This window comes from Clostridium gallinarum, from assembly GCF_014836325.1.
Classification (GTDB): domain Bacteria; phylum Bacillota; class Clostridia; order Clostridiales; family Clostridiaceae; genus Clostridium; species Clostridium gallinarum.
In genome coordinates, this window is sequence record NZ_JACSQZ010000008.1 from 1 (window position 1) to 15989 (window position 15989).

General features: G+C 29.5%; 11 protein-coding genes. 1 reads left to right on the forward strand and 10 read right to left on the reverse strand.

Annotated elements, in window-relative coordinates; genetic code table 11:
- The 6 genes from H9660_RS03285 to H9660_RS03310 form a co-directional block, all read right to left on the reverse strand.
- Nucleotides 1–1176, reverse strand: a 1176-nt coding sequence (locus tag H9660_RS03285) for a pyridoxal phosphate-dependent aminotransferase (protein WP_191748525.1), incomplete at its 3' end; no start/stop codon positions are given.
- Between the two features lie 14 nt (nucleotides 1177–1190).
- On the reverse strand, nucleotides 1191–2012 hold the full coding sequence (locus H9660_RS03290) for a PHP domain-containing protein (protein ID WP_191748527.1): 822 nt from the start codon (nucleotides 2010–2012) through the stop codon (nucleotides 1191–1193).
- A 379-nt stretch (nucleotides 2013–2391) separates the two neighbouring features.
- Nucleotides 2392–2718: a DUF1292 domain-containing protein gene (locus tag H9660_RS03295; protein ID WP_191748529.1), complete on the reverse strand. Its 327-nt coding sequence runs from the start codon at nucleotides 2716–2718 to the stop codon at nucleotides 2392–2394.
- 207 nt (nucleotides 2719–2925) lie between these two features.
- Nucleotides 2926–6438 (reverse strand): pyruvate:ferredoxin (flavodoxin) oxidoreductase, encoded by a 3513-nt coding sequence (nifJ, locus tag H9660_RS03300; RefSeq protein ID WP_191748531.1) that lies wholly within the window; start codon nucleotides 6436–6438, stop codon nucleotides 2926–2928.
- Nucleotides 6439–6611: 173 nt separating this feature from the next.
- Nucleotides 6612–7037, reverse strand: coding sequence for a flavodoxin (locus H9660_RS03305; protein ID WP_191748533.1), 426 nt, complete (start codon nucleotides 7035–7037; stop codon nucleotides 6612–6614).
- 162 nt (nucleotides 7038–7199) lie between these two features.
- Nucleotides 7200–8285 carry an undecaprenyldiphospho-muramoylpentapeptide beta-N-acetylglucosaminyltransferase gene (locus H9660_RS03310; protein ID WP_191748535.1) on the reverse strand — a complete coding sequence of 362 codons (1086 nt, stop codon included), beginning with the start codon at nucleotides 8283–8285 and terminating at the stop codon, nucleotides 7200–7202.
- 187 nt (nucleotides 8286–8472) lie between these two features.
- On the opposite strand from H9660_RS03310, the gene H9660_RS03315 reads away from it, so the two are divergent.
- A complete protein-coding gene (locus H9660_RS03315; RefSeq protein WP_191748537.1) occupies nucleotides 8473–8655 on the forward strand; it encodes an alpha/beta-type small acid-soluble spore protein in 183 nt (60 codons plus the stop codon).
- 77 nt (nucleotides 8656–8732) lie between these two features.
- Here the strand turns inward: H9660_RS03315 and recJ are convergent, their stop codons facing one another.
- The 4 genes from recJ to H9660_RS03335 are packed head-to-tail and all read right to left on the reverse strand — an operon-like array spanning nucleotide 8733 to nucleotide 15957.
- Nucleotides 8733–10514 (reverse strand): single-stranded-DNA-specific exonuclease RecJ, encoded by a 1782-nt coding sequence (recJ, locus tag H9660_RS03320; protein ID WP_191748539.1) that lies wholly within the window; start codon nucleotides 10512–10514, stop codon nucleotides 8733–8735.
- An 8-nt stretch (nucleotides 10515–10522) separates the two neighbouring features.
- Entirely contained in the window at nucleotides 10523–11065 is a 543-nt protein-coding gene (locus H9660_RS03325; RefSeq protein ID WP_191748541.1) for a DJ-1 family glyoxalase III, read from the reverse strand.
- An 18-nt stretch (nucleotides 11066–11083) separates the two neighbouring features.
- Nucleotides 11084–13987 carry a DNA topoisomerase IV subunit A gene (locus tag H9660_RS03330; RefSeq protein WP_191748543.1) on the reverse strand — a complete coding sequence of 968 codons (2904 nt, stop codon included), beginning with the start codon at nucleotides 13985–13987 and terminating at the stop codon, nucleotides 11084–11086.
- Between the two features lie 20 nt (nucleotides 13988–14007).
- A complete protein-coding gene (locus H9660_RS03335) occupies nucleotides 14008–15957 on the reverse strand; it encodes a DNA gyrase/topoisomerase IV subunit B (protein WP_191748545.1) in 1950 nt (649 codons plus the stop codon).
- Nucleotides 15958–15989: the final 32 nt, after the last annotated feature.

Consider the following 15989-nt stretch of genomic DNA (forward strand, 5'->3'; position numbering starts at 1 on the left):
ATATCTCTCTATTCTATTTAATCCATCTTCTATTATATCCATAGAAGTTGCATAAGATAATCTAATATATTTATCTAATCCAAAAGCTATACCAGGTATTACAGCAACTTTTTCTTCTTCTAATATACTTTTTGAAAAATCTAATGAAGAATTAATAATATTTTCATTTAATTTTTTGCCATAGAATTTTTCTACGCATACCATAATATAAAATGCACCACTTGGTCTAATATAAGAAATTCCTTCAATATTGTTTAATCTATCAATCATATAATTTCTTCTTTTCTCAAACTCTTTTATCATTACTTTTATACTTTCTTGTGGACCTGTCAAAGCCTCAATAGCTGCATATTGAGAAATAGAATTAATATTTGACGTAACATGGCTTTGAATACTACTCATCAACTTTGATATTTCTAAACTACAAGCAGAATAACCAATTCTCCATCCTGTCATTGCATAAGATTTAGAAAGTCCATTTATTACGATTGTTCTATTATATGCATCTTCTGAAACTGATGCTATACTTACATGTTTTATATCATCATATATTAATTTTTCATATATTTCATCTGATATAATTAGCAAATCATGTTTCTTAGCAAAGTTAGCTATTTCTAATAATTCTTGTTTTGTATAAATACTCCCTGTTGGATTATTTGGACTATTTATCAAGATTGCTTTAGTTCTACTTGTAACTACCTTTTCCAAAGCATCTAAAGTATATTTATAGTCATTTTCCTTCAAAGTTTCCACACAAACAGGTACTCCATCTGATAATTTAACAAGTTCAGGATAACTTACCCAATAAGGAATTGGAATTATTACCTCATCACCTTTATTTAAAATTGCTAAAAAAGTATTTGCTAAACTTTGTTTTGCTCCTGTAGATACAATTATTTGATTAGGAATATAATTTAAGTCATTATCTCTCTTAAATTTTTCACAAATTGCTTCTCTAAGCTGTATAATACCACTTGTAGCCGTATATTTTGTTTTCCCTTCTCTCATAGCTTTTATAGCTGCTTCTATAATATTCTCAGGAGTATTAAAATCTGGTTCTCCAGCCCCAAAACTCACCACATTTATTCCAGCATCTTTTAATTCCTTAGCTTTTGCTGTAATTTCTAATGTTATTGATGCATTAATTTGCTTTGCCTTATTAGATAAATCCATTGTTTTGCCCCCTTTTATCTTTTTGCATTAATTAATTTATTTAATAAATCTTCATTTATCCCATAACTACCTATACTATTTTCTCTACAACATTCTTTACCATGAAAATCACTACCACCAGTTATAAATAATTTATGCTTTTTTGATAAATTATAAAAACTATTAGTCTGACTTCTGGAATGACTAGGATGATATACCTCTAATCCTTTGAGTCCATAAACCTTTAAATTTTTAATTATATTTTCTATTTCTAAACTTTTATAAATTTGTCCAGGATGAGCCAGAACTGATATCCCACCACAATTATTTATAATTTGTATAGCTTCTTTATAATTTAATTTATATCCTTTAACATATCCAGGTTTTCCTTTAACCAAATAATTTATAAAGGCAGTTTTATAATTTTCAAAATATCCTTTTTTCACCATAGCATTAGCTACGTGACTTCTTCCTAATGTTGAATTTAAATCAACATTTAAATCTTCTAAAGTCAAATTAATATTATGTTTTTTTAGATTAAATAGTATTTTTTCTATTCTTTCTATCCTTGCTTTATTTAATTTATCTACAATATTTATCAATTCTTTGTCTTTTATATCAATAAAGTAACCTAAAATATGAAGTTCAAAATCTTCATATTCAGTACTTAATTCTATACCTGATATAACATTTATATCATCATATTCTACTTCAGTGACATATTGTGATGAAATAGAATCATGATCAGTTATAGAAATATTCTTCACACCTACCTCTATTGCTTTTTTAATAATTTCTTCTGGTGACATAGTACCATCCGAACAATTAGAATGAATATGTAAATCTGCATGATTCATTTTAACACCTTATTTCCTAAGTTTATATATAAAAATATATCATTATTAATATAAAAAAACAATAAGAAAAGCGTTAAAGTATCATATTCAGCTTCCGTCACAAGTTCCAAGTCACCTTGCTATGATACTTTAACACTTTAAAACCAAAGGAAAAAATTTATAATAAGTTTCTTACAAGGTAAACTTATTATAAATTTCTAAATAAAAGAAGAGATAAACATTATATTCATTACTCCGTCTCATACGCTCAAAGTCACCGTCATACAATGTCTATCTCTTTGCAAACTGAAGGAAGGAAAGTATAAATAGTTAATAATAAGGCATACCTTTTTATACTTTCCTATAAATAAAAAAAGACACTTACGTGTCTTTCTATGTTTTATTCTGATAATTCTTCGCTATAGTATTTTGATACTCTTTCGAATTCATCTTCTTCTGGAATAATTAATTCTCCATCTTCTAATGATTTGAATAAATAAACTGAATCTTCATTAGGGTCTTGAGCTAAAATATATTCATTATCTTCAAATTCAAATGCATCTATTATAGGACAAGATATAACATTTCCATTATCATCTTCTAGATCAACTACAAAGTGTTCATGATGGTCTTCACCACATCCACACTCATGATCGTGATTATGATCGTGTCCACATCCACATGTATTTTCTTCTTCGTTACATCCACATTTCTTTTCATTATCCATTTTAAAATCCTCCTTTAATGAGACTAATGTTCTCTTTAATTCTACCCTTAATTTACTAAAATTAAAAGTAAAATATTAAATTTTATTTTATTATTTTCTAAATAATAAAAAATTAAATACAAAAAGCATAAATAGTTAATAAAAGAAAAACTTTCTATACTTATAAGTAATAAAAATAAGGAGCTAAAATAGCTCCTTACTTTAAAACTATTGTTGTTCAGCTAATCTCTTGTAGTTTGCTAATCTTTCCATAGCATCCTTTTCTGTCTTTTCGAATAAAGCTTCTGCTTGTTCTGGGAATGCTTTTGCAAGTGAAGCATATCTTACTTCTCCCATTAAGAATTCTCTGAAGCTTGATTTTGGTTCCTTAGAATCTAATGAGAATGGATTCTTAGTTCCAATTAATGTTGGGTTATATCTATAAAGTCCCCAATATCCGCATTCAACAGCTTTTTTAGCTTCTTCTTGGCTATTAGCCATACCAGTCTTAATACCATGGCTGATACATGGAGCATAAGCTATGATTAATGATGGTCCATTGTAAGCTTCTGCTTCAGCTATAGCTTTAAGAGTTTGGTTCTTATCAGCTCCCATTGAAATTTGTGCTACATATACATATCCATATGTCATAGCCATCATTCCAAGGTCTTTCTTCTTAATCTTCTTACCTGATGCAGCAAATTTAGCTATTGCAGCAGTTGGAGTTGATTTAGAAGATTGTCCACCTGTATTTGAGTAAATTTCTGTATCAAATACAAGCACATTTACGTCTTCTCCTGAAGCTAGAACGTGATCTAATCCACCGTATCCGATGTCATATGCCCATCCGTCTCCTCCGAAGATCCATTGAGATCTCTTAACTAGATATTCTTTATCCTTTAAGATTTCTCTTGCATAGTCAGCATCAACATTTTGTAATGCAGCTACTACTCTATTTGCTCTATCTCTAGTTCCTTCTCCACTGTTCATGTTATCTAACCAGTCTTGAAGTACTGCTTTAATTTCTTCTGAAGCTTCTACTTCTAAACCATTCTTCATGTTTTCAGCTATTCTTTCTCTTATAGCTTTAACACCTAAGAACATACCTAATCCAAATTCAGCATTATCTTCAAATAAAGAGTTTGCCCAAGCTGGACCATGTCCTTCATTATTTACTGTATATGGAGTTGATGGTACTGAACCACCCCAGATTGATGAACATCCTGTAGCATTAGCTATCATCATTCTATCTCCGAATAATTGAGTTACAAGTTTAGCATATGGAGTTTCTCCACATCCTGCACAAGCTCCTGAGAATTCGAATAATGGTTGTTCAAATTGACTACCCTTAACAGTATTCTTGTTCATTGGGTTCTTCTTAGGTTTAACTTCCTTAACAGCATAATCCCAAGCTTCATTTTGTTCTTCTTGAGTTTCAATTGGTTTCATTATTAATGCTTTACCTGGTGCTGGACATACTTGAGCACAGTTTCCACAGCCTGTACAATCTAATGGAGTAACTCCAATAGTGTAGAATGTTGGCTCTTCTGTCTTTAATGCCTTAGCAGGTACAAGTTTCATTGATTCTGGTGCATTTGTCTTTTCATCTTCATTTAATAAGAATGGTCTTATTACAGCGTGTGGACAAACGTAAGCACATTGGTTACATTGTATACACTTATCTTGTTGCCATTCTGGAACATTAATAGCTATACCTCTCTTTTCATAAGCAGCAGTACCAGCCATGAATGTACCATCTTCCATTCCTGTAAATGCTGAAACTGGAAGATCAAATCCTTTTTGTGCATTTATTGGTTCAACGATATTTTTGATGAATGCTGGAACGTCATTTCTTTCTTCTTTAACTTCTTCCTTAGCATCTTTCCAATCAGCTGGAACATCTATCTTAACTATTGATTCAACACCTTTATCTATAGCAGCAAAGTTCATGTTAACAACTTTTTCACCTTTTTTACCATAAGATGTTACAACAGCATCTTTTAAGTACTTAACAGCATCTTCAACTGGGATAATGTTAGCAATCTTAAAGAATGCAGCTTGCATTATCATGTTGATTCTTCCACCAAGACCAATTTCTTGAGCTATCTTAACTGCATTTAATGTATAGAATTCAACATTATTTTCAGCAATGTATTTCTTCATTGAAGCTGGTAATTTTTCATTAACTTCTTCTGGAGTCCAGATCGTATTTAATAAGAACTTACCGCCATTCTTTAATCCTTCTAATACATCATATTTGTATACATAAGCTTGGTTGTGACAAGCAACAAAATCAGCCTTATCAACTAAGTATGGTGACTTAATTGGCTTCTTACCAAATCTTAAGTGAGATACTGTTATACCACCTGATTTTTTAGAGTCATATGCAAAATATCCTTGAGCATACATATCAGTGTGGTCTCCGATGATTTTAATAGCACTCTTATTAGCACCAACAGTACCATCTGATCCTAATCCCCAGAACTTACATGCTTTAGTTCCTTCTGGAGTAGCATCTATATCAGCTATTGATTCTAATGAAGTATTAGTTACATCATCAACTATTGATATTGTAAATCCATCCTTTGGAGTTTCTTTTGCAAGGTTAGCAAAAACTGCTGCTATATCTGCTGGGTTTGGATCCTTAGAACCTAATCCATATCTTCCTCCAACTATAACAGGAGCATTTTCTCTTCCATAGAATGCACTCTTAACATCTAAGTATAATGGTTCACCTATTGAACCTGGTTCCTTTGTTCTATCTAAAACAGCTATTGATTTAACTGTATTTGGTATTACTTTTAATAATCTTTCTGTTGAGAATGGTCTGTATAATCTTACTTTAACTAAACCAACCTTTTCTCCTTTTGCATTTAAGTAATCAACTGTTTCTTCAGCAACATCGATTGAAGATCCCATTGTAACGATTATTCTTTCAGCATCTGGTGCTCCATAGTAATCGAAACAGTGATATTCTCTTCCTGTAAGCTTAGTGATTTCAGCCATGTAGCTTTCTACTACTTCTGGAATTTCATCATAGAATCTGTTTACTGATTCTCTAGTTTGGAAGTAAATATCAGCATTTTGAGCTGTTCCTCTTGTTACTGGATTATTTGGATTTAAAGCTCTCTTTCTGAATCCATCTAAAGCATTGTAGTCAACTAATTTAGCTAATTCATCATATTCTAAAACTTCGATTTTTTGAATTTCGTGTGATGTTCTAAATCCATCAAAGAAGTTCATGAAAGGTATTCTAGTTTTAATTGAAGCTAAGTGTGCTACTGCTGATAAATCCATAACTTCTTGAACTGATCCTTCTGCAAGCATTGCAAAACCAGTTTGTCTTGCTGCCATAACGTCTTGATGATCTCCAAATATACTTAATGAAGAAGTTGCTAAAGCTCTTGCTGAGATGTGGAATACTGTTGGTAGCATTTCACCTGCAATTTTGTACATATTTGGTATCATTAATAATAAACCTTGAGATGCAGTATATGTTGTTGTTAATGCACCTGCTTGTAAAGATCCATGAACTGCACCTGCTGCTCCAGCTTCTGATTGCATTTCCATAACCTTAACAGGTTGTCCGAATATGTTCTTCTTTTCTTGTGCTGCCCATTCATCAACGTGTTCAGCCATTGGTGAAGATGGAGTGATAGGGAAGATTGCAGCTACTTCTGTAAATGCATATGATATATATGCTGCAGCTGTATTCCCATCCATAGTTTTCATTTTTCTCATAGTGTTTGACCTCTCTTCCTTTATATGAAAATATAAAATTTAATAATACGCTAATACAGAAATTTAAACTGTATTAATTTTTTAAGAATAAATTTCATAATGAAATTTTACTCTTTATGAAGTCATGTACTTAACGCTCTTAAGTACTGTATTAAGGCTAATATCCTAAGAATTTATTTTATTAATTCTTCTCCAAGCTTTCTTGCTTTTATAAGTTCTTCTTCACTAGGAGATTCTTTAACAGTGATGCTTCCTAAAACATTAAAGTCATAGTCTTTCATGCGTTGAATCCAATCAACCATGAATTTACCATCATCCCATCCATATGATCCAAATAAAATTATCTTCTTTTGTTTATTAGGTAACAATTTAAATTGGTTTATAAATGGCTCCATTTCATGTTGTTCAATTCTATTATTATCCATTGAAGGGCTTCCAAAGGCAACTGCATCAGCTTCAGTTACATCTTCAATTGTTGCATCACAAACATGTTTAATGTTTATTTCTGCATTTTGATTTTTTGCACCTTCTGCAATTGAATTTGCAAGAACTTCAACGTTTCCTCCATTACTCCAATAGATAATAGAAAGTTTTCCCATTAATACATCACCTCATACCTTGACTAAAATGTCAACTTTTAGGATATATATTACCTATTTTTACACTTACTATTTTATTATATAACACTATTTTTTTTTTGCAAGTTTTATCCGTTCAATACTTAGTGTAATATTGTCTTCTCATTTAAATAAAGTACTATTTTATTTATTTAACTCAATACTTTTTAGAATTACACCTAAAATTGACTCTACACCATTACTTACTCCACTTTTTTTCATATTTTTTATCAAATTATCTTTATTTGTTTTAAGTTCATTTAATTTCAATATTAACTTATTGCTATCTTCTAGCATTTCATCTTCATCTAATACTATTGAATATCCTTCTTTTTTAAAGGAATTAGCATTTAGAATTTGATCCCCTCTACTTATTTTCTTTGATAGAGGAATTAATAAAGTTGGTTTATTTAATGCTAATAATTCAAAAATAACATTTGCTCCAGCTCTAGATATAATATAATCAGCCATCTTTAATAAATGAGGAAGCTCATCCTTAACGTATTCGAATTGAATATATCCACTTATTCCATTTAATTTACTATCTAAATTATTTTTACCACATATATGAACAATATTATAATTTTTTAGTAATTCATTTAAATTCTTTCTAACAGCTTCATTAATACTTTTAGCCCCTAAACTTCCACCTATAATTAATAGCGTATCCTTTTTATCTTTAAACCCACAAATTTTTCTTCCCTTTTCAGCATCTCCTCTTAATATCTCTTCTCTAATAGGAGTTCCTGTTAATATTCCTTTATTATCCTTTATATAATTTAAACTTTCTCTAAATGTTACACAAAGCTTAGTACAAAATGGTGCCGATAATTTATTTGCAAGTCCAGGAGTTAAATCAGATTCATGAGAAACTACAGGAATCTTTCTTAAAGATGCTGCTATAACTACTGGCACAGCAACAAATCCACCTTTAGAAAAAATAACATCTGGCTTTTCTTTTTTTAATATTTTATTTGCTTCTACAACACCTTTCATAACTTTAAATGGGTCAGTGAAATTTTTAACATCAAAATATCTTCTTAATTTTCCTGATGAAATTTCATAATAAGGTATATTTGCATCCCCTATTATTTCTTTTTCTATCCCATCCTTACTTCCAATATATTTTATTTCAAAATCTTTTTCTTTTAATCTTGGTACTAACGCCAAATTAGGAGTAACATGACCTGCTGTTCCTCCTCCAGTCATTATTATTTTATATTTGCTCATTTAAATAATCCTCCAAAACATAAATACTATTTCAATATATCATATAATCTACAGTTATTTAATGTTATTTAAAATTTTTTTAATTTAATATACCACTATTATGCCCAATTTCCTTAACTTACATATTATATTTATTTAAAAATTACACAAGCTATAATTACAAAGATGAAAAGGAGGTGAATGTATTATGGCAAAGAAGTTAGTACCAGAAGCTAAGAATGGATTAGCAAAATTCAAAAACGAAGTAGCTAATGAAATGGGGGTACCTTTTTCAGACTACAATGGAGACCTTACTTCAAAACAATGCGGAAGCGTTGGTGGAGAAATGGTTAAAAGAATGGTAGAACAATATGAAAACACTATAAAATAGTTTTTTTGATTGTATATCATTAAATTTATAAAAAGAGGTGTCTTAAAATGAATTTTTCATATTAAGACACCTTTTTTCTATTTTAATCTTATATTTTTTATATTTAATTGTATATTTCTATTACCATTAAATTCATTAATACTAGGAAAATAAATTAAATCACATTTTAAATTTAAGAAGCTAGTATTATATGCTTCATTAAATTTTCTTTCACCATACTTTTCTATTATATCTTCTTTAAAGCTTTCAAATTTATCAAAGCTAATACCATCTATATAAACTTTTCTTCCATTTATATCAAAGCTAAATCTGAGCTTCAAAAAATTTTTATCTTTTCCTAAAAGCCACATTCTTTCTATATAGATATCTTTTACAGCAAATAGAGGACTTGAATTCCCCTTACCAAAGGGTCTTAATGATTCAATCGTTGTTATTAAATCTTCATTTAAATAATTTAAATTTAAAGGTAAATCTATTTTTACTACTGGAACTAAATCTTCATCTGTTAATATACAATTTTCATTTAACTTCTTCCTTAACTTATCTATATTTTCTTCTTTTATAGATAAACCTGCTGCCATAGGATGCCCTCCAAACTTTTCTATAAGTTCTGAGCATTTACTTAACTCTTCTGTTATGTTATATCCTTCTATTGACCTTGCAGAGCCCTTTGGCATTTCTTTTCCACTAGTTAACACTATACATGGCATATTATATTTTTCTTTTACTCTTCCAGCTACTATTCCCGCTATACTTTCATGAACATTTTCATCATATACAACTATTACCTTATCTGAAGGATTTTTTTCAATCTCTATTCTTTCAATTATTCTTTCTGTACTTTCTTTTGTTAAATCTTGTCTTATAGTATTTAATTCACTTAATTGATTTGCTAGAGATTTAGCTCTCTCCTTATCTTCAGTAATTAATAATTCTACAGATAAATCGGCTGTTTCAAGTCTTCCTGTTGCATTGATACAAGGACCTATTACAAACCCCAAGTGATATTCTTCAATCTTTTTATCATTTAATAAAGTCGCTTTTTTTAATTCTTGTATTCCTAAATTTTCACTACTATTTAATAATTCTAAACCTTTTTTAACTATAATTCTATTTTCATCAATTAAATCAACTACATCACATACTGTTGCAATAGCAGCAAATTGAATTAAATCTAAGAATTTTTCTTCTGCTATATTAAATTCATTAAATAAACACTTTGAAAATTTTAAAGCTATTCCTGCCCCACAAAGCATTTTAAAAGGATATTTACACTCTTCTTGCTTAGGATTTATTACAGCATCAGCCTTTGGAGTAGTTGGTTTTAAAATTCCATTTTCATCTTCTCTAATTGGGATGTCATGATGGTCAGTTATTACGACTTCCATCCCTAATTCTTTAGCTAACTCTACTTGTTCAAAGGCAGATATTCCATTATCACAAGTTAGTATAACTTCATATCCCTCATCCTTTAATTTTTGTATTCTTCCACTATGCATACCATAGCCTTCATCTTCTCTATTAGGAATATAATAACTGTAATTTGCACCTACAGCTTTTAAAGCTTTATAAAAAATAGTTGTGCTATTAACCCCATCACAATCGTAATCTCCATAGATAATTATCTTTTTCTTATTTAAAATTGCATCACTTATTATGCTTACGCCCTTTTGCATATCCTTCATAAGATATCCATCATAAAAATCATCTATAGTTCCACTTAAAAATCTTTTAGCTAAATTAATATCATCTATTCCTCTATTAGCTAAAAGTCTTAAAACTAATGGATTTTCATTCAAAAATTCAGAGAGCTTTAAAAAGCTCTCTTTTTTATTTACTAATATCCAATTTTCTCTCATACTAACACCTATTCATTAAATAACATAGACTTCTTAATTTTATCAACTTTCTCAGGTGCTATTTTAGATAATATTTCAAAAGCAAAAGGTATAGCCGCAGCTGCTCCTCTTCCTGTAATTATATTTTCATCTACAACCACTAATTCATTTTTATAATTACAATTTCCAAGCTGATCTTCAAATCCAGGATAACAAGTTACATTTTTACCTTCTGTTATTCCTGCTTTTCCAAGTGATATTGGGCCTGCACAAATTGCACAAACATACTTTTTATTATTGTAAAATTCCTTAACTAATTCAATAACTCTTTCATCGTCTCTTAAATTAGTAGCTCCTGGAATACCACCAGGTAATACAAGAAAATCATAATCATGTATTTCTTCATCCATTATACTTTTATCTGCTTGAACCTTTATTTTATGAGATGTAGTTGCTTCTTTTCCTTCTAATGCAAAAGTATGACATTCAACCTCTGCTCTTCTTAAAATATCAACTACTGTAAGTCCTTCTATTGTTTCAAATCCATTTGCTAATAAAATTGCAACTTTCATTTAATTACCTCCCAAACTTTAAATAATTTCTTTGATCTCATCATCTAATACTAACGTCATAATATTGCTACCTTTTCCAGCTCTATTTTGAAGCTTTACTTCTTCTAAATAGATTTCCTTCTTTTCTTTATTTTTGCTAACTAATATTATTTTTTCATCAGATGCAATAGCTATTTCAGATAGATCATTAGTATTTCCTCCAATTACCTTGCCATAAATCACTTCATCTTCTTCTTTTAAGCTAATTCCAGTTACACCTGAAGCAACTTTACCCATAGGATTTATGTTACTTGATAAGAATTTAATACCCATTCCCTTTTTAGTTATTATCATAATTTCTACATCATTTTCATTATACACTTCTACAGAAACTAATTCATCATTATCATATTTAAATTTATATGCAGATTGTACTAAATAGCTTCCATCAAATTCTTTAATTGAAGTTTTCTTAATCATTCCCTTTTTAGTAAAGAAATATATAAATTTACTTCTTTTAAAAGAATTAACTGAAAGTATTTTTATAACTTTTTCTCCCTTTTCTAAGTTATCTATAATTTTTTCTAAAGGAATTTCCTCTTTATTAACTCCTGATAATAAGAAAGCTGGAATCTTAAATACCTTTCCACTATTAGTAAATAATAATATATTACTTAATGAATTTGTATTTACCTTTAAGTTATCATTTTTCTTAATTGAATTAAATGCTTTTATATTTCCTTTTGCTGTTATTCCTATAGAAAAATCAACAAATTCCATTCTATCTAAGTATCTTACCTTTATAACTTCATCTTTTGAAATTAAATTAAACATAGCTATAGGTAAAATATTTCTTGGAGAATCTTCAATTTCAGGTATTTGTATATTAAAGTTTAATCCCTCTTTAGTTTCAAACTCTATAAATTCCTTTTTCTCATCTTCATTTAAAATTATTACATCTACAACTTCTTCAAAATCTTTAAGCTTTAATGCTTGAAGTTTTGAGTAATTAGTTTGGAACTTATCTAAAGAACTTCTTTTAATACCACCTTTTGAAGTTATAAACTGAATATATTTATTTGGCATAAAACTTCCTATTGAAGCTGAATAAACTATGCTTTCATCTTCTAAATTAAGAGTTTTAATAATACTATCTACTCTTTCACCCTTATCTTTCCACTTAGCTTCTGGTATATTAATACCTTTAGTTTGATACATATTTCCCTTGTTAGTGAAAATAACTATGTTTTCGGTAGTATTAGAATTAAATAAGAACTTTAATTCATCACCTTCTCTATACTCTATATCTTCTGGATTAGCATTTAATCTATTATAAGTTTTTATCGGAATTCTCTTTATAAATCCATCCTTAGATAAAGTAACCATTACATCTTCAACTACTATAAGTTCTTCAACATCGATCTTAGCTTCATTGTCGTCCTTTATTATAGCTGTTTTTCTTGGATTACCGTATTTTTCTGATACTTCACTTAATTCACTTTTTATAACTCTAAGCAGTTCTTTTTCTTCTGATAATATTTTCTTTAGCCTTTTTATAGTCTTTTCAAGTTCAGCATATTCTTTTTGGAATACTTTTATTTCAAGACCTGTCAGTCTATAAAGCATCAATTCTAAAATAGCTTCTGATTGCATTTCAGTAAATCCAAAATTATTTATAAGATTAACACCTGCATCTTTTTTAGATTTAGATTCTCTAATAGTCTTTATTATTTCATCTAAAACATCTATAGCCTTAATAAAGCCTTCAACTATATGGAATCTTTTTTCTGAAGCTTCTAATTCTCTTTTAGTTCTTCTAATTATTATTTCTCTTTGATGATTAACATAATGTTCTATTATGGTTTTAAGCCCCATAGTTTGAGGTTTACCATCTGCTAAAGCTACCATATTAAAACTTAAGTTACATTGTAAATCTGTTCTTTTAAATAAATATTTTAATACTTTATCTGCAGTTTCTTCATCTGCCGATTTTCTAAGTTCTATTACAGATCTTACTCCACTTCTGTCTGTTTCATCTCTAATATCAATAATTGATTCTAAAGCCTTAGCATGCTTTTTATCTCCTGTCATTTCGGAAATAGTTTGTAGTAATTTAGCCTTATTCCTTCTAAAAGGGAATTCCGTTATTACTATACCAATTCTTCCATTATCAAGCTTTTCTATTGATGTTTTAGCTCTTAATGTTACTTTGCCTTCTCCAGCTTCATAGGCTGATAAAATAGAGTTTTCTCCTATTAATATCCCACCTGTCGGTAAGTCAGGCCCTTTAATATGATTCATTAATTCTTTAGTAGTTATTTCATTATTATCTATATAAGCTAATACTCCATCTATAACTTCTTTTAAATTATGTGGAGGAATATTAGTTGCAAGTCCAACTGCAATACCAAAACTTCCATTTACTAAAAGATTTGGATACCTACTTGGCAATACCTTAGGTTCTAATTCACTATCAGAATAATTTGGAATCATATCTACTGTATTCTTATCTATGTCTCTTAGCATTTCCATAGCAATTGGTGCAAGTCTAGCTTCTGTATACCTCATTGCAGCAGCTCCATCACCATCCATAGATCCCCAGTTTCCATGACCATCTATTAATTGTTCTCTAGTTGAAAAGTTTTGAGCCATTATTACCATAGACTCATAAACAGAAGTATCTCCGTGTGGGTGATATTTACCTAATATATCCCCTACTATTCTTGCTGATTTATAATATGGTCTATCTGGAAAAGCTTTTAATTGATAAGCACCATATAGTATTCTTCTATGAACTGGTTTAAGACCATCTCTTACATCAGGTAATGCTCTATCCTTTGCAACTTCAATAGCATAAGGCAAATAGTTGTCAGGCATTGCTTCTTCTAAAGGAACTCTAATTATATTATTATCCTTTGGTATTTCATTAACTTTCTTCGCCATATCTTTTCTCCAATTCTTTATTAAAATTCTCCATATTTATACATGTAAGCTCTTCTTGGTTCTACTATATCTCCCATAAGTAATGAAACCATTTTTTCAGCCTTAGCTGCATCCTCAATGGTTACTTGAAGAAGAGTTCTAGTTTTAGGATTTAAGGTTGTTTCCCATAATTGATCAGGATTCATTTCACCTAATCCTTTATATCTTTGTATTAAAGCACCTTTACCAATTTCTTTTTTAACTTGTTCAAGTTCTTCATCGCTATATGCATATTTATGAACTTCTTTTCCTTTAACATTTTTATATACTTTATATAAAGGTGGCTGAGCTAAATAAAGATGTCCATTGGATATTAATGGTCTCATATATCTGTAAATATAAGTCATCCATAAAGTTCTAATATGATATCCATCTACATCTGCATCACTCATAATTATAATTTTATCATATTTTAAATCTTCTTCTTTATAATTATCAAGAGTTCCTGTTCCAAGCGCTGTATTAAATATCTTTAATTCTTCTGAAGCTAATACATTTTCAAGCTTTTGCTTTTCTGTATTCATTATTTTTCCTTTAGAAGGCATAATTGTTTGGAATCTTCTATCTCTTGCTTGTTTTGCAGATCCACCTGCTGAGTCTCCCTCAACAACTATAAATTCATTAACAGTATTGTCTTTTAAAGTACATACTGCTACTTTTCCAGCAAGAGGAGCTGCTCCCTTACCTATTTTCTTCTTTTCTGCTTCATTAATTTTCTTAATCTTTTCTCTTCTTTGAGCTGCTTGAAGAGCATTATTAATTATCATACTAGCAACTTCTTTGTTGTCCTCTATCCATTCAAGAAATTTAGTATATGCTAGTTCATTCATCATAGTGTAAGCTTCTGCTGATCCAAGCTTAGTTTTAGTTTGACCTTCAAAGATAGGATTAGTTATTTTAATTCTAACTATTGCTGTCATCCCTTCTCTTAAATCGTCACCTTCAAATTCTTTATCCTTTTCTTTTATAAGCCCAAGCTTCTTAGCTCCCTCTTTAAAAGCTCTTGTCATACCTGTTTTAAAACCTGTTTCATGTGTTCCAGCTTCAGTCGTAGGTATATTATTAACATAACTTGCTATATTTTCAGTTGTTGAATCAGTAAATTGAATACATACTTCTCCAGCCATTTGTATATTATTAACGCTTTTTTCTCCTTCAAAATATATAGGAATTTGATGAAGAACTGTTTTACTTTCATTTAAATATTCTATAAAGTCTAAAAGTCCTCTTTCAGAATAATATTCTTTTTTAAACTCTTCTTCTTTTCTTAAATCTATAAGTTCTAAATATATTCCCTTATTTTGAAATGCTAATTCCTGAAGTCTTTCATCTATTATATCTATTTTAAAATCTATAGTTGAAAAAACTTCTTTATCTGGCATAAATGTTACTTTAGTTCCTGTTTCATTACTTTTGCCTACAATCTCAAGCTTTGTAACTGCAGTTCCAGGCATAACCTTCTTTAATTCTTTATCATAAGCATATTCAAATCTTTGTTTATATTTGTTTCCATTTTGGCATACTTCTACTTCAAGCCAAGAAGATAGTGCATTAACTACAGCTGCACCAACTCCATGTAAACCACCGGAAGTTTTATAATTTTTATTATTGAACTTTCCCCCAGTATGAAGTTCAGTAAAAACCATTTCTACTCCTGATTTCTTTTTAACAGGATGAATTCCTGTAGGAATACCTCTTCCGTTATCTGTTATTGTTACACTTTTATCTTTATTTATAATAACTTTGGCTTTATTACCATAGCCATTAGATATTTCATCTATGGAGTTGTCTAAAATTTCCCATATACAATGATGTAAACCCTTTGTTCCTGTAGAACCAATATACATCCCCGGTCTTACTCTAACTGGTTCTAATTTTTCTAAGGAAGTTAAATCCGTAACATCATATCCTTTTACTAATTCTGTACTCATACAAACCTCCAAAATAATAATATAAGTTTTTA

Excerpts from the sequence above, each read along its gene's own strand:
- H9660_RS03290 (WP_191748527.1), bottom strand. The coding sequence starts at position 2,012 with ATGAATCATGCAGATTTACATATTCATTCTAATTGTTCGGATGGTACT.
- H9660_RS03295 (WP_191748529.1), bottom strand. The coding sequence starts at position 2,718 with ATGGATAATGAAAAGAAATGTGGATGTAACGAAGAAGAAAATACATGT.
- nifJ (WP_191748531.1), bottom strand. The coding sequence starts at position 6,438 with ATGAGAAAAATGAAAACTATGGATGGGAATACAGCTGCAGCATATATA.
- H9660_RS03305 (WP_191748533.1), bottom strand. The coding sequence starts at position 7,037 with ATGGGAAAACTTTCTATTATCTATTGGAGTAATGGAGGAAACGTTGAA.
- H9660_RS03310 (WP_191748535.1), bottom strand. The coding sequence starts at position 8,285 with ATGAGCAAATATAAAATAATAATGACTGGAGGAGGAACAGCAGGTCAT.
- H9660_RS03315 (WP_191748537.1), top strand. The coding sequence starts at position 8,473 with ATGGCAAAGAAGTTAGTACCAGAAGCTAAGAATGGATTAGCAAAATTC.
- recJ (WP_191748539.1), bottom strand. The coding sequence starts at position 10,514 with ATGAGAGAAAATTGGATATTAGTAAATAAAAAAGAGAGCTTTTTAAAG.
- H9660_RS03325 (WP_191748541.1), bottom strand. The coding sequence starts at position 11,065 with ATGAAAGTTGCAATTTTATTAGCAAATGGATTTGAAACAATAGAAGGA.
- H9660_RS03330 (WP_191748543.1), bottom strand. The coding sequence starts at position 13,987 with ATGGCGAAGAAAGTTAATGAAATACCAAAGGATAATAATATAATTAGA.
- H9660_RS03335 (WP_191748545.1), bottom strand. The coding sequence starts at position 15,957 with ATGAGTACAGAATTAGTAAAAGGATATGATGTTACGGATTTAACTTCC.